Below are 13,292 nucleotides of genomic sequence, written 5' to 3'. Positions count from 1 at the left end.
GCTGAAATGTCCTTGCTGGTCGCGCGCGCAATACGGTTAGCCATTTCATTGACCGCGCATCGCGCGACCATAGACTTGATCGTCTCGCCGCATCGTTCGCTCACGCGTCGTGGGCAAAGCAACAAGACAGGCCACATGAGCATCAACTCCCTCGATCATTCCATCACGCGCCGGCTCGCGGCATCGCTGCTTGCCGCCGCCATCACCCTGTCGACGGCCGCCGCGTCGTTCGCGGCCGACGCAATCGTGCTGCGCGTCGGCGACCAGAAGGGCGGTAGCCGTTCGCTGCTCGAGATCTCGGGCTACGCCAAGGATCTGCCCTACAAGATCGAGTGGTCGGAATTCCCCGCGGCAGCTCCAATCCTGGAGGCGCTCAACGCCGGCGCGCTCGACGTCGGCTACACCGGCGACCTCTCGTTCCTTTCCGTCTACGCGGCCGGCGCGCCGATCAAGGCGATCGGCGGCACCAGGTCGGATGCGAAGACACAAGCCATTCTCGTGCGCCAGGATTCGCCGATCAAATCGGCCGCCGACCTCAAGGGAAAACGCCTCGCCGGCACGCGCGGCGGCTGGGGCCAATTCCTGATCGACGCCACGCTGGAGAAGGCTCAGATCAGGCTGGAGGACGCGACCTTCGCGCCGCTCGGCCCGGTCGACGCCAAGATCGCGCTGGTCGCGGGCTCGATCGACGCCTGGGCGGTGTGGGAGCCCTACGTCTCGTTCGCGACGCTCAAGGACAAGGCCCGCGTGATCGCCAACGGTGAGGGCCTGACGCCGACCATCACCTTCATCGTCGCCTCCGACAACGCCATCGCCACCAAGCACGCGGCTGTGCAGGACCTCGTGCAGCGGCTGAACAAGGCGCGGCTGTGGTCGCTGGATCATCTCGGCGAATATGCCAAGAGCACGTCCGAGCTGACCAAGCTGCCGGAGGACGTGCTGCTCTCGGCCTACACCGCGCAACGCACCAGCCCGATTCCGATCGACGAGAGCGTCGTGAAGGAGGTGCAGGAAGCCTCCGACCGCTCGACACGCTACGGCATCCTGCCGAAGAAGCTCGACGTCAGCAAAGCCGTCGACCGCAGCTTCACCGCTGCGGCCGCGGGATCGAACTAAGCGGAGGCGCCGGGATGCGCGCGCTGCGCCTCAAGGCGGGCCCGCTGCATCTCGCCGCGATCGTGCTCGCGCATTTCGCCTGCATGAGCCTGATCGTGTGGCTGTCGCTTTAGACGCCGTCCAGCGTCGCGTTCGCCGGCCCGGCCTTAAGGAAAACATCAGGACAACATAAGGAGCCCATAAGGACTTCCGAGACGCCGCTGGCCTAGCATCAACCTGTGATCGCGTCGGTAACAGGATGCCTCATCCACGGCTCGCCCAGGCAATCGCAACTCGCTCTCGGGTTGCCGATCCCGATTGGTCGGGCTTACAGTGATCCGTCCTGCGGCCGTCGACGCTCGCGATGGGAAGGCGACCTTCGGGCTGGAGATCAGCGCCATGTCAGCCGATCAGTATCTTCGTTACGATCCGTCCTTCGAACACATCCGGCCGGAGGAAGCGGCGGCCGTCGAGGAGATCGTTGCCTCGATTTCGCGAACGAGCGACCGCACTTTTCGCAAAGACAAGCACGGGACCCGACAGCAGCACGCCAAGGGCGCCGGCTATCTCCGGGGCGAGCTGATCGTCTACGACGATTTGCCGGATCATCTGCGCCAGGGCCTGTTCAAGCAGGCTGGCCACTTCCCGATCATCGTCCGCCTCTCCACCGCCTTCAACAGGAGCGATCGCGTCCGTTCGCCGCGGGGGTTTGCCATCAAGGTCCTGGGTGTGACCGGGCCCAAGGCGCTCGGCGACGACGATACGACGAACCAGGATCTCCTGCTCGTCAATCACGCCAGCTATTTTGCGGATGCGATGGCCTATATGCGCGCACAGCACCAGGTCGAGCGCAACCTGTTCCTGCCTGATCTGGCGTACGGACTCATAGGCTTTTTGGCGCGCGTCCTGGTCGCCGCATCGGACAGAACGGGCATTCCGATCCCGATCGTCTTGAAAGCGCTCGGTGATGCCGGCAGCAACATCCTCGGAGAAACCTTTCACACGGAGGGAGCATTGCGGTTTGGCGATTATATCGCCAGGCTTCGCCTGGTGCCGATCTCGGCCTCGGTTCGCCAACTCACCGGCCAGCCCTGTCACGATTCCGATGATGCCGTGCTGAACAGCGTCGTTGCCTTCTTCAAGGACAATGCAGCCGAGTACGAACTGTCTGCCCAGCTCTGCACCGACCTGCAGCGAACGCCGATCGAAGATGCCTCGATCGACTGGCCCGAAGACGTCGCGCCGCCGCAAGCACTCGGCAAGCTCACGCTTCCGCGCCAGACCGCCGACAGCCCCGCACGTCGCCTTTATTCCGACGAGGTGCTTTCGTTCGATCCATGGCGATGTCTCGCCGCGCATCAGCCGCTGGGCTCGATCATGCGATTGCGCAGGGATGCCTACCGTGCCTCCCGCACGCTGCGGCAGCAGCAAAATCACTTCACGGTCAAGCAACGGCCCGGCGAGCCGCGAGTGATCGCGGACCTGCCGGATTGAGCCGATCACCGTCCCGCGTCATTGGGCCCGGTGTCGCGGGCTGCGTCGAAAAATGACGCCGAGCGCAGCGGATCGCCGCGATCAAGCGTCTCCGCCAGCGATGCGATCACCCGGCAGGAGCGGTCCCGCCACTTGGCAGCCCTTTGCGCTCGTCCGAGGCTCTCATAGAGCACCGCAGTCGTGCGATAAACACGCCAGGCGGCGTGCGGTAACCTGGCATGGCGGAGAATCGAAATGGCCGTCGACAAATGCCCGCCGGCGAGTTGCGTCTCCTGCTTCAGGATCGCAATTCTCGCCATGGCCTCGTAGCACAGCGCGAGAAACGGCCGGTCGGGTGCCGCGCTCGTCACCTCATGAAACTGGCTGGCCGATGTTTGCGCGCGGTCCAGATCGCCGATCGCGATCCAATAGTCGCAGCAAGTCAGCAGATAATGGGGGATGACCAGCGACTCCATCGGCACCCGGTCGACCTCCATCCGCCGCTCCATCGCATCGAGATGCTGCCGCGCCCGAGGCAGGTCGCCCATCCTGACATAAGCTCGCGCCAGCAGGTTCCTGCCGACGAAGAAGGTGAACGGATTGGCCTCGATCATCGGGCCGAGCGCATCCTCCGCACGCCGTGACGCGCTGCCATATTCCTCCGCCTCGGAATACAGCCATCCAATCGTGAGATGACACAGTGCGACGGCCTGCGGATTTGCATTTCGCTCCGAGATAGCCAACGCGGAGACGACGTTTCGTTGCGCCCGTCCCCATTCACCCAGATAGATCTGGGCAAAGGCCTCGACCGATTCATAGAGCACGAACAGATAGACGTCACCGACCAGGCGGGCGAGCTCCTTTCCCCTGGTCGTCGCATCGCAGCAGGCCGGATAATTCGCGCGCAGGAACTCCAGCACCATCTCCATCGAGCAGCGTCGCAGCCGCATGCTCAGATCCTGCTCTCCCGTGATCAGTGCTGACGCACGCTCGGCAAGGTCCGCATTCTCGCGATCCCAGCCGCGGAGCATCAGCTTCAGATTGGCGACGTTGCCCTGGACCAGAGCGCTGAACGCCGCGTCGTCGATCGCCCGGCTCTTGACAAGAGCCTGTTCCGCAACAGGCAGGCTCTGCCGGCGATCGACGTAGAGACAAAATCTGCTGAGATCGACCAGCGCGTTCACCTCTTCGCGCACGTGCCCGTTCTCCGCCGCGTGCGCGACGACTGCGCTGAGATCCTGCAGCGAATTCAGGAAATCTCCACTGGCTCGCCAGGCCCAGGCGCGCTGAAGCAGCAACTTCAGACGTGTCGCCACCTGAAACTCCGGCGGCAGATGCGGCACCAGTTCCAAAGCGCGGGACAGGTAATTGGCGGCCTCGCGCGTGCTGAACCTTCGCGCCGAGCCCTCGGCCGCCGCGCCCAGATAATGCATCGCCTTCGGAAAATCGCGGCCCAGTTCGAAGTGGCGCGCGACGACGGCGGCGAGCTCCACAGCCTGCGGCCCGTATCCCTGCTCGATTCCCGCCCCAAGCAGCGCATGGGTTTTCGTGCGGCGCGCCGGCGCGAGCCGCTGGTAGAGGATCTCCTGGTAAAGCGCGTGCTGAAACGCATAGCGACCGGAGACACCTCCGTTCGGCCACTCGGTCATGCCGGCAGCGACGATAATGCGATCGGTCCGCGCCAGGTCCTCGCACATCTGCTCGACATCCAGCACGGGACGGTCCAGCGCACCGGCGATATGGAGCGCGGAAAACTCCGCCCCCGCCGCACTGGCGACCTCGAGCAGGCAGCGCTCGTCCACGGTGAGGTGATCGATCTGCTGCTTGATCATTCCTTCCAGATCGCGCGGCATGCTGTCATGCGAGGCCGCGTCTTCGCTGACCAGCCGCCAGCCCAATTCGTGCTCGACCAGCGCGCCTTGCACCACGAGATGATCGAGCAGAGACGACACGAACAGAGGATGCCCGCCGGTTCGCGCGAAGATGCGCTCGACCAGCTCGCTGGCGAAATCGGTCGAGTTGAAGCGCAGGGACAGATAGCGTTCGACGTCGGTGCCGGTCAGTCGATCGAGCGCGAGCTCGGTGGCGTGTCCGTGAATCCGCAAATCCTGGTGAATCGCACGGATAGGATGTCCGCCGACGGCGACTTCCATCGGCCGATAGGTGGCGAGCACGAGGATGGAAGCCTTCCGATCCCGGCGCGCAAGCCGGGAGAGCACATCCACGGTGGCAAAGTCGCTCCAATGCAGATCTTCCAGGATGATCACCCATGGTCGCGTGACGGCGAGATGTTCCATGAGATCGGCAAATTCGCGCAGCATGCGCTCCCGGGTCGCGCCAAAGACCTCGTGCTGGAATGCGGCCCGGTCTGCTTCGCCGAGGAAACCGGGCATTTGCGCGAGCCAGGTCGGCGCGTGCTCGCGAATCGAAGTCAGCAGCGATGCTCCATCGGTGCGACGGCAGCACTCGTTCAGCGCTCCAATCAGCGGAAGAAAGGCCTCATGGGTGCCGAACAACTCGTTGCAGCTACAGTGCAGCACGCCCAGTCCCTGCTGGTTCATCCTGTCGAGCGTCATCTGCAAGAGAGTGGTCTTGCCGATCCCGGCCTCGCCGGTGATGAAGACGACCTGACGCTGTCCGGTACGGGCGAGGTGCAACGCCTTGTCCAGCGTATCGAGTGCCCCGGTGCGCCCGACCCTCCAGTGCCGGCGTCGATCGACAGCCTGCTCCGTGGCGGACGCCGCCTCCTGTTCGCGCGCTCGGTCGATCGCAGGCAATTCGACGGTCGCGACCGCCGCAATGAAGCGATAGCCGCGCCGCGTGACCGTCTCGATGTAATTGGGGGACTGCCTGTCGTCGCCGAGCACCGAGCGTAGCGCGTTCACGGCAACGGCGAGGCTCGACTCGCTGACGTGCAGATCGGACCAGACCGCGTCGAGCAACTCTTCCTTGGTGACGAGCTCACCGGGCCGACCGACAAGATGGCAAAGAACCTCGAACGGCTTCGGCGCCAGCGCGATCCGCTCCCCGCCTCGCCACAATAGCGCGTTGGCACGGTCGAGGCGGAATTCACCAAAGGCAAGCGCGTCTGTACGCACGGCTCCGACCCCCGGATGCTCCCCCACCTTAAGGGAAAGCTCAGCCAAATGTAAGGACACGATAAAGACCTGCGCCCTGCGCCGGCACTAGCATCGGCCTGTCCATTCAAGAGACGCCGGCAAAGGCGTCGGACGGCCTTTTCATCACGCTGTCATTTCAGTCGACAGGCAGTCGATGCCTGAATTTTGGCAAGGAGTTGGCCATGAGCATTTTAAGACATTTGGCGATCCCGCCTCTGGCTTTTGCCATTCGCCATTACGACGTCAGGGTCATATTGGGCCTCACCGTCCTCAGCCGCATCTTCCTCGTCGCCATCTACCTTGCGAGCGGCGGCCCGGGCCTGTCCGAGTTCGATCTCGCCAACACCATCGCGCTGCCATGAGCTCGGAACCGCTCGAATGGTGCATCGAGATCGCGATCATCGTCGCGATCTGCACCGGGATTGTCGTGGGCGGGCATGGCCGGCTCGTCGTGCCGCATCACCGGGTTCAACGCGCGCAAGCCGATCGGGCCGCTTGCATCCAGCGGCCCTCAAACCTCTTCAGCGTCGTCGCCCCTGCGGCGAGCCGGTCCGCCCGTTTGATCGGTCACCAATAGGCGCGGTGATAGTGCCGGTAATACGGCCGGTAGTAGCCGTAACGAGGGCCGAAATACGGGCGGTAAGGCCGATAGTAGCGCGGATAAGCATAGGCCGGACCATAGCCGTAATAGGCCGGCGCATAACCATAGCCATAGCCGTAGCCCGGCCCTGGGTATCCGTAGCCGCCATAATACGGTCCGCCGCCATAGTAGCCATAGCCGTAAGGCGCGCTGCTGGCGATGGCGCTGCCGATGATCGCGCCGGCTGCGAGCCCGCCAATACCCCATCCAAAACCTCGCCCGCGCCAATGCACCTGCGTGACATCATCGCCAACGGCGGCCTTCATGGTTGCGACATTGGTGGGCAGCGGAGCCGCCGCAGCCTGCTGAATTCCCCCCGCCATCACCGCGGCGGCGAGCGAACCGGCAACTGCCGTTTTCCAGACCCTCATCGTCTTACTCCTTTCTGACGTTTGGCTTGGACATGGATCGCAGCGCCATCATCGGGCATCCTAGCGCGAGGTCAAAGCCTCGCGTTTTGCGTGCACCGCACAAGACACATGCCTCCATTCTGATCAACCGGCACCCGACGGGCTCGACAACCTCGCCGCGTGTGACACCGGCAGGACGGTGCCGGGGGCACGATCACCGCGGCAAAGCATTAAGCTTCCGGCGCATTCGCAACCAACAACCACCTTCCCGATTTACTATTCGTGCCGTTACTATCGGTTCCAAATGAGCGCGGCCGGGAGGCTTCTCGCGAGCGCCAGAGTTGTGGGAGAATGACATGAGTGCCGCGAGACCCGAGCCGCTTGCCCGTCAGGCCCTGGCGTTCGTCCTGGCCGGCGGACGCGGCAGCCGGCTCCTGGAGCTGACCGACCGGCGCGCCAAGCCTGCGGTCTATTTCGGCGGAAAATCCCGCATCATCGATTTCGCGCTGTCGAACGCGGTGAACTCGGGCATCCGTCGCATCGCGGTCGCGACCCAATACAAGGCGCACAGCCTGATCCGGCACCTTCAGATGGGCTGGAACTTCTTCCGTCCCGAGCGCAACGAGAGCTTCGACATCCTCCCGGCGAGCCAGCGCGTCTCCGAAAACATGTGGTATGTCGGCACGGCCGATGCGGTCTACCAGAACATCGACATCATCGAATCCCACGCCTGCCGCTTCATCGTGGTTCTCGCCGGCGACCATATCTATAAAATGGACTACGAGGTGATGCTGCGCCAGCATGTCGACAGCGGCGCCGACGTCACCGTCGGCTGCCTGGAGATGCCGCGGCAGGAATCTTCCGGCTTCGGCATCATGCATATCGACGAGAACGGCTGGATCAAAGAGTTCCTGGAAAAGCCGAAAGATCCGCCGCCGATGCCCGGCAAGCCGGATGTCTCGCTCGCCAGCATGGGCATCTACGTGTTCGACGCGAAATTCCTGTTCGAGGAGCTCAAGCGCGACGCCGAGGATCCGAACTCCAACCACGATTTCGGCAAGGACATCATCCCCTACCTCGTCAAGAACGGCCGCGCCATGGCGCACCAGTACTCGACCTCCTGCGTTCGCTCCGGCAGCGACCCCCGCGCCTATTGGCGCGATGTCGGCACGGTCGACGCCTATTGGGCCGCTAATATCGACCTCACCGACGTGGTCCCCGAGCTCGATTTGTTCGACAGCGCCTGGCCGATCTGGTCCTATTCGGAGATCACGCCTCCGGCAAAATTCGTCCATGACGAGGAGAGCCGGCGCGGCCAGGCCGTGAGCTCGCTGGTCTCGGGCGGCTGCATCATTTCCGGCGCCTCGCTGCGGCGCTCGCTGCTGTTCACCGGCGTGCGCGTCAACTCCTACGCCAATGTCGAGAACGCCGTGATCATGCCCTACGTCAATGTCGGCCGCGGCGCGCGCCTGAAGAACGTCGTGATCGATCGCGGCGTCGAGATCCCGGAAGGGCTCGTCGTCGGCGAAGATCCCGAGTTGGACGCAAGACGCTTCCGCACCACCGAGCAGGGCATTTCGCTCATCACCCAGCCGATGCTCGACAGGCTCAATACATGACGCCTGTTCGCGTCCTCGCGGTCGCCTCTGAAGTCTATCCCATCGTCAAGACCGGCGGCCTCGCCGATGTCGCGGGCGCGCTGCCGATCGCGCTGAAGGCGCATGGCGTCGAGATGCGCACCTTGATGCCGGGCTATCCCGACGTGATGCGGGTGCTGGGAGGAGCCGACGAAATCCGGCGCTGGCCGGATTATTTCGGCGGACCCGGACGTCTGCTCGCCGCCTCGCATGACGGCCTCGATCTGTTCGTGCTCGACGTGCCGCATCTCTACGCACGGCCCGGCAACCCCTATGTGACGGCCGAAGGCGTCGACTGGGCGGATAATGGCGTGCGGTTCGCCGCGCTCTCGCGCATCGCGGCCGATATCGGCCACGGCCTCGTGCCCGCCTTCGTGCCCGATGTGGTGCATGCCCACGACTGGCAGGCCGGGCTCGCGCCAGCCTATCTGCACTACGACAACCGGCCGCGGCCCGCCACCGTGATGACCATCCACAACATGGCCTATCAGGGCAAGTTCGCGCCCGAGCTGATTGGGTCGATTGGCCTGCCGTGGCGCGCCTATGGCGTCAACGACCTCGAATATTTCGGCGGCATCAGTTTTTTGAAGGCGGGCCTGCAATTCGCCGATCGCATCACCACGGTCTCGCCGACCTATGCGCAGGAGATCCAGACCGACGAGGGCGGCATGGGGTTCGGCGGCCTGCTTCGCGCCCGCGCGAACGTGCTGAGCGGAATCCTCAACGGCATCGATGTCTCCGTTTGGAATCCGCAAACCGATCCGCACATCGCCTACCGCTTCGGCGCGGAGGACCTCACGTTCCGGGCCGCGAACAAGGCGGTGCTGCAGCAACAGTTCAATCTGGATTCCTCGGACGAAGCGCCACTGCTCGGCGTCATCAGCCGCCTGTCCTGGCAGAAGGGGCTCGATCTCCTGCTCGAAGCCATTCCGACCATTTTGCGCGAAGGCATGCAGCTCGCGCTGCTCGGCAGCGGCGACCGCGATCTGCAGGATCGCTATCAGGCCGTTGCGCGCGCGAACCCCGGCCGGATCGGGGTCGTGATCGGCTATGACGAGATCATGGCGCATCTGATCCAGGCCGGCTCGGACGCGCTCATCGTGCCATCACGCTTCGAGCCGTGCGGCCTGACCCAGCTCTGCGCGCTGCGCTACGGCGCCGTGCCCATCGTCTCGCGGGTCGGCGGCCTCGAGGATACCATCGTCGATATCGGCGAGGCCGACAAATCGGGCCACGATGCCACCGGCTTCAAGTTCGGCCCCGTCACCGCGGATGCCCTCGCCGGCACGCTGCGCAAGGCCAACATCGCCTTTCACGACAAGCTGACCTGGCGACGGCTGCAACTGAGCGGCCTTGCGACCGACGTGTCCTGGCGCAACCGCGCCGGTGACTATGCCGCGCTCTATCGCAGCCTCATGACCGCGCGCACCTGAGGCCCGACATCGTCGAATCAATGCTATAGAGCCGCCATGGACCCGTTCTTGATCAAGCTGATCGGCTTTGCCGCCGCGACCTGCACCACCGTGGCTTACGCCCCGCAAGCCATCAAAGTGTGGAAGACCCGCTCGACCGGCGATATTTCGCTCGGCATGTTTCTGGTCATGGTGCTGGGCTTGGCGCTCTGGCTCGTCTACGGCCTGCTGTCGGGCGATGCGCCGCTCGTCGCCGCAAACGCCATCACCATCGTGCTCGCCGGCGGCATCCTGTTCATGAAGCTGAAATACGGGTGATGATCACCCTCTCCCCTTGTGGGAGAGGGTGGCTCGCCGCAAAGCGGCGAGACGGGTGAGGGGTTGTCTCCGCGAATTCATACGACAGTTGGACTCGCAGAAAGAACCCCTCATCCGGCGCTTCGCGCCACCTTCTCCCACAAGGGGAGAAGGAAGATCACCCCCCGAACACATACGAGGCCATCGCGACATTCGCGACTTCGTCGACGAAGACGCGCTTGCCCGGGTCGCTGCCGGCGGCGCCGGCGGCCACCATCAGCGGCAGCAGATGATCCTCGCGCGGATGGGCCAGGCGCGCGCTCGGTGCGTTCTCCCAGTCAACCAGCATCGCGTTGCGGCGCGCCGCGTCCTTTTCGCTGATCGCCTCGTTCAGATAGGCCTCGAAATCATACGAGACCGGCTTCGATTCCGCGCGGCCGAACCCGCGCATGTTGTGATAGGTGAGCCCGCTGCCGACGATCAGAATGCCTTCGTCCCGCAGCGAGGTGATCGCCTGGCCGACCCTGATGTGCTCGGCCGCGTCATAGCTCGATCTCAGCGACAGCAGCACGATCGGCATGTCGGCGTTCGGATACATCAGCCCGAGCGGCACGAAGGTGCCGTGATCGAAGCCCTGGTTGGAATCCTCCCGGCAGTCGACGCCCGCGCGAATGAGCAGCGCCTTCACCTCCGCGGCGAGCTCGGGCCGCCCCGGAGCCGGATATTTGAGGTGATAGGTGTGCTCGGGGAAACCGTGATAGTCGTACACCATCGGCGGATGCGCCGAGGTCGACACGGTGAAGGCGTCAGCCTCCCAGTGTCCTGATATGACGAGCACGGCCTTGGGCTTCGCCGGCAAGAGCTGCGGCAGCCGGCCGAACGCCTCGGCGGTCTTCGCATATTGCACCCGCCTGTCTTCCATGAACGGCCAGGGACCGCCGCCATGCGACAGGAACAAGGTCGGAAATCGCACCATAGGCTCAGGCTCGTTTCATTGGCAACATGCGCGTGCGAGCTGCCCGCGCGATCGGCCGCGAGCATAGGCAAACCCGTATGGTTAGCAAGACGTTAACGATTTTCCGCCCAGAATCCCCGGCGTAGCCGAAGGAGTCGGCCAGCAGCCAGGGACGTGAAATGAAGAAGTTTGCGTTGGGGGACGTCGTCAACAGTGACAAGGGCCGCCGCGGCGTCGTGCGCGCCGCCTACAGGTCGAAGGAAGGCCAGCAGTTCTACGCCGTCGAGAAAGACGGTGCGATGGATTATCTGGAGGAAGACCGGCTGAGCCCGGCGCCGCGCGTCGAGCTCGCGGCTTAAGTCCAACTCAACCTGCCCTAACGCCCGAACCGGTCCAGGTGCTCCGACCAGGGGTCGTCTCCGCTCGCGATGCCATCGTTCGTGATCAGCAGCAGGCGATCGCTGCCTGCGGCCGCATCCCAACGCGGCAGGTCCGCACCGTTGGGATCGCCGTTCTTGGCAAAATTGATCCAGTAGGCGCGCATGCGGTTTGCGACCTCGCGATCGCCTCGTGACAAGATGCCTGCACCGGGCATGCCTTCCACGCCGAAGATGAACTGCAATTCCCGCCCGTGACCGCCCTCGGGGTTTGCGCGCCGTGCCTCCGGCACATAGGCAAAGCGATAGCGAAAGGTCGGCGCACCGCTGGCGGCATGCAGGCGCGCCAGCAGTCTCACCGGCTCGGAGAAGACCTTGTCGGTGTAGAATCTGGCCGCGCGGCCGGAGGGTCTGGCGAGATCGGGATAGAGTTCGCGCAGCTCATCGCCGGTGGTGCCTGACGACGCCAGCTCTTCCCGGATATCCAGCTCGCCGTCGAAACCCGTCTCGTCGTCGTTCGAGCCGATGATCACGGGAATGCGGCTCTCATGTCGGGCCGCGAAGCCTGCGGCGACCTCCTCGCGCACCAGACTCCCATCGATCGTCGGCGCGAAGCTCCTCGGCGATTTTTCGAGCAGACGTTTTTCAGCGGCAAGCAGGCGTCGCGGCTCGGCTGCGCGCAAATCGGCCTGTCGCCCCAGCGCCGCCACGAATTGCCGGCCCACAATCTCGGCCTCTTGTGCCGAACGCAGGCGCGCACTGCCGGGGATCGATTGCAGAATGGCTTTCTGGAACAGATCGCGCGATTGGTCAGACAGCATCAGCAGCGCGATCGAGGTCGCGCCTGCGCCACTGCCGAACAAGGTAACGTTGGTGGGATCGCCGCCGAAGGCCGCGATGTTGTCGTGCACCCAATGCAGCGCCGCGATCTGGTCCATCAGGCCGTAATTGCCGGAGCCGCCTTCCGACAGCGCGGGATCGCTGAGCCAGCCGAGCGCGCCGAGGCGAAAATTCACCGTCACCACGATGAGGCCGGCTTGCGCGAGCCTCGCACCGTCGAACAGCGGATCGTTCGCGGTGCCGCTGACGAAAGCACCGTCGTGGATGAACAGCATCACCGGCAGCGGGCCGTCGACCCCGAACGGACGGAACACGTTCAGCGTCAGGCAATCCTCGCTCGATCCCGGCAGCGACGGCTGAAGACACGGCGCGCCATACGCATAGGCGGTGCGCATCTCCGAACTCTCGGGCGCGGCCTGCGGCGGACGCCAGCGCAGCGGCCCGATAGGCGCGGCCGCATAGGCCAGCCCCTTGAACGAGGCTACTTCGCCTTCGACGGCGCCGAGCATCTGCCCTTCGCGCGTCAGCGCAAATGGAAACTGGCCGACCGGCTGGGCCGCGGCCGAGCCGGCGCACCAGAGGACCAGAGACGTCGCAAAAAGCGCGAACACGGACCGCATCTTCGGAGCATCTCGATGCGCGGAAGGATTTGAGCAGGTTATGTCCGTGGCCCGCTGCGAGGCAAGCGCCGCGGCTGCGCCTAGCTCCGCTTGGCGGCAAGCTCCGCCAGTGCGTGGCGTGCGATGATGCCGAGCTCACCGAGCGTGGTGTGACCGGACCGCGCCGCCTCGATCAGCCGCTCGGCGATGAACCTGCGGCTGTCGTGATCACCGCCGTGCGGCAGTTGGCGGCACGTCTCCTCCAGGACGACGTCCATGTTCGCTTTGGTCCGCTCACTCAACTCTGTCATGACGCCCTGAGAACGCGTGGCTTGTAGCCGCAAGCATACACAGACGGATCGTACATGATTAGCCCGGGTAATCACGGCCATTGTGCATCGCGATGCGTGCATTGAAGCAACGTTCGCGCAGCCACGATGACGCCGCAAACGGCCACCGAAGATTGCACTTGTTCTGATGACAAGCCGAACCTGCAGC

13 protein-coding genes are annotated in these 13,292 nt (G+C 64.3%); 8 read left to right on the top strand and 5 right to left on the bottom strand.

From position 1 onward, the window contains the following. The first annotated feature begins 135 nt into the window (after positions 1 to 135). Positions 136 to 1,116, top strand: a complete 981-nt coding sequence (locus tag AC0L20_RS12125; RefSeq protein WP_473288705.1) for an ABC transporter substrate-binding protein — start codon at positions 136 to 138, stop codon at positions 1,114 to 1,116. Positions 1,117 to 1,494: 378 nt separating this feature from the next. Then, the gene (locus tag AC0L20_RS12120; protein ID WP_473288704.1) at positions 1,495 to 2,589 is read left to right on the top strand and encodes a catalase family protein; all 1,095 of its coding nucleotides are present in this window, start codon (positions 1,495 to 1,497) and stop codon (positions 2,587 to 2,589) included. Between the two features lie 5 nt (positions 2,590 to 2,594). Here the strand turns inward: AC0L20_RS12120 and AC0L20_RS12115 are convergent, their stop codons facing one another. Continuing rightward, positions 2,595 to 5,666 carry an ATP-binding protein gene (locus AC0L20_RS12115; RefSeq protein ID WP_473288703.1) on the bottom strand — a complete coding sequence of 1,024 codons (3,072 nt, stop codon included), beginning with the start codon at positions 5,664 to 5,666 and terminating at the stop codon, positions 2,595 to 2,597. 203 nt (positions 5,667 to 5,869) lie between these two features. Between AC0L20_RS12115 and AC0L20_RS12110 the strand changes: the two genes are divergently transcribed. Further along, positions 5,870 to 6,049, top strand: coding sequence for a hypothetical protein (locus AC0L20_RS12110; RefSeq protein ID WP_473288702.1), 180 nt, complete (start codon positions 5,870 to 5,872; stop codon positions 6,047 to 6,049). After that, positions 6,046 to 6,264, top strand: a complete 219-nt coding sequence (locus tag AC0L20_RS12105) for a hypothetical protein (RefSeq protein WP_473288700.1) — start codon at positions 6,046 to 6,048, stop codon at positions 6,262 to 6,264. Before AC0L20_RS12110 ends, AC0L20_RS12105 begins: the two co-directional genes overlap by 4 nt. Here AC0L20_RS12105 and AC0L20_RS12100 read toward each other — a convergent pair. Then, positions 6,255 to 6,698 (bottom strand): hypothetical protein, encoded by a 444-nt coding sequence (locus AC0L20_RS12100; protein ID WP_027519496.1) that lies wholly within the window; start codon positions 6,696 to 6,698, stop codon positions 6,255 to 6,257. The two genes, AC0L20_RS12105 and AC0L20_RS12100, sit on opposite strands and share 10 nt — an antisense overlap. Before the next feature lie 335 nt (positions 6,699 to 7,033). Between AC0L20_RS12100 and glgC the strand changes: the two genes are divergently transcribed. From glgC to AC0L20_RS12085, 3 genes are read left to right on the top strand one after another with little or no spacing between them, the layout of a single operon-like run. Beyond that, positions 7,034 to 8,296 (top strand): glucose-1-phosphate adenylyltransferase, encoded by a 1,263-nt coding sequence (gene glgC, locus AC0L20_RS12095; protein ID WP_007613273.1) that lies wholly within the window; start codon positions 7,034 to 7,036, stop codon positions 8,294 to 8,296. Continuing rightward, on the top strand, positions 8,293 to 9,747 hold the full coding sequence (gene glgA / locus AC0L20_RS12090) for a glycogen synthase GlgA (RefSeq protein ID WP_473288699.1): 1,455 nt from the start codon (positions 8,293 to 8,295) through the stop codon (positions 9,745 to 9,747). The genes glgC and glgA overlap by 4 nt, the downstream gene beginning before the upstream one ends. Positions 9,748 to 9,783: 36 nt before the next feature. Continuing rightward, positions 9,784 to 10,044 carry a SemiSWEET transporter gene (locus AC0L20_RS12085; RefSeq protein ID WP_007601071.1) on the top strand — a complete coding sequence of 87 codons (261 nt, stop codon included), beginning with the start codon at positions 9,784 to 9,786 and terminating at the stop codon, positions 10,042 to 10,044. A 157-nt stretch (positions 10,045 to 10,201) separates the two neighbouring features. Here the strand turns inward: AC0L20_RS12085 and AC0L20_RS12080 are convergent, their stop codons facing one another. Continuing rightward, a complete protein-coding gene (locus AC0L20_RS12080) occupies positions 10,202 to 10,999 on the bottom strand; it encodes a DODA-type extradiol aromatic ring-opening family dioxygenase (protein ID WP_473288698.1) in 798 nt (265 codons plus the stop codon). A gap of 158 nt (positions 11,000 to 11,157) precedes the next feature. On the opposite strand from AC0L20_RS12080, the gene AC0L20_RS12075 reads away from it, so the two are divergent. Next, positions 11,158 to 11,337 (top strand): hypothetical protein, encoded by a 180-nt coding sequence (locus AC0L20_RS12075; protein ID WP_027519499.1) that lies wholly within the window; start codon positions 11,158 to 11,160, stop codon positions 11,335 to 11,337. 17 nt (positions 11,338 to 11,354) lie between these two features. On the opposite strand, the gene AC0L20_RS12070 is transcribed toward AC0L20_RS12075, so the two are convergent. Further along, on the bottom strand, positions 11,355 to 12,815 hold the full coding sequence (locus AC0L20_RS12070) for a carboxylesterase/lipase family protein (RefSeq protein WP_473288697.1): 1,461 nt from the start codon (positions 12,813 to 12,815) through the stop codon (positions 11,355 to 11,357). A gap of 80 nt (positions 12,816 to 12,895) precedes the next feature. After that, positions 12,896 to 13,105 (bottom strand): hypothetical protein, encoded by a 210-nt coding sequence (locus AC0L20_RS12065; protein ID WP_027519501.1) that lies wholly within the window; start codon positions 13,103 to 13,105, stop codon positions 12,896 to 12,898. Positions 13,106 to 13,292 lie beyond the last annotated feature (187 nt).

It is taken from the genome of Bradyrhizobium sp. Kon58, assembly GCF_055807455.1.
The sequence above is the reverse complement of the archived record's forward strand: the minus strand, read 5'-3'. Positions and strand labels throughout refer to the sequence as shown.

Excerpts from the sequence above, each read along its gene's own strand:
- AC0L20_RS12125 (WP_473288705.1), top strand. The coding sequence starts at position 136 with ATGAGCATCAACTCCCTCGATCATTCCATCACGCGCCGGCTCGCGGCA.
- AC0L20_RS12120 (WP_473288704.1), top strand. The coding sequence starts at position 1,495 with ATGTCAGCCGATCAGTATCTTCGTTACGATCCGTCCTTCGAACACATC.
- AC0L20_RS12110 (WP_473288702.1), top strand. The coding sequence starts at position 5,870 with ATGAGCATTTTAAGACATTTGGCGATCCCGCCTCTGGCTTTTGCCATT.
- AC0L20_RS12105 (WP_473288700.1), top strand. The coding sequence starts at position 6,046 with ATGAGCTCGGAACCGCTCGAATGGTGCATCGAGATCGCGATCATCGTC.
- AC0L20_RS12100 (WP_027519496.1), bottom strand. The coding sequence starts at position 6,698 with ATGAGGGTCTGGAAAACGGCAGTTGCCGGTTCGCTCGCCGCCGCGGTG.
- glgC (WP_007613273.1), top strand. The coding sequence starts at position 7,034 with ATGAGTGCCGCGAGACCCGAGCCGCTTGCCCGTCAGGCCCTGGCGTTC.
- glgA (WP_473288699.1), top strand. The coding sequence starts at position 8,293 with ATGACGCCTGTTCGCGTCCTCGCGGTCGCCTCTGAAGTCTATCCCATC.
- AC0L20_RS12085 (WP_007601071.1), top strand. The coding sequence starts at position 9,784 with ATGGACCCGTTCTTGATCAAGCTGATCGGCTTTGCCGCCGCGACCTGC.
- AC0L20_RS12080 (WP_473288698.1), bottom strand. The coding sequence starts at position 10,999 with ATGGTGCGATTTCCGACCTTGTTCCTGTCGCATGGCGGCGGTCCCTGG.
- AC0L20_RS12075 (WP_027519499.1), top strand. The coding sequence starts at position 11,158 with ATGAAGAAGTTTGCGTTGGGGGACGTCGTCAACAGTGACAAGGGCCGC.
- AC0L20_RS12070 (WP_473288697.1), bottom strand. The coding sequence starts at position 12,815 with ATGCGGTCCGTGTTCGCGCTTTTTGCGACGTCTCTGGTCCTCTGGTGC.
- AC0L20_RS12065 (WP_027519501.1), bottom strand. The coding sequence starts at position 13,105 with ATGACAGAGTTGAGTGAGCGGACCAAAGCGAACATGGACGTCGTCCTG.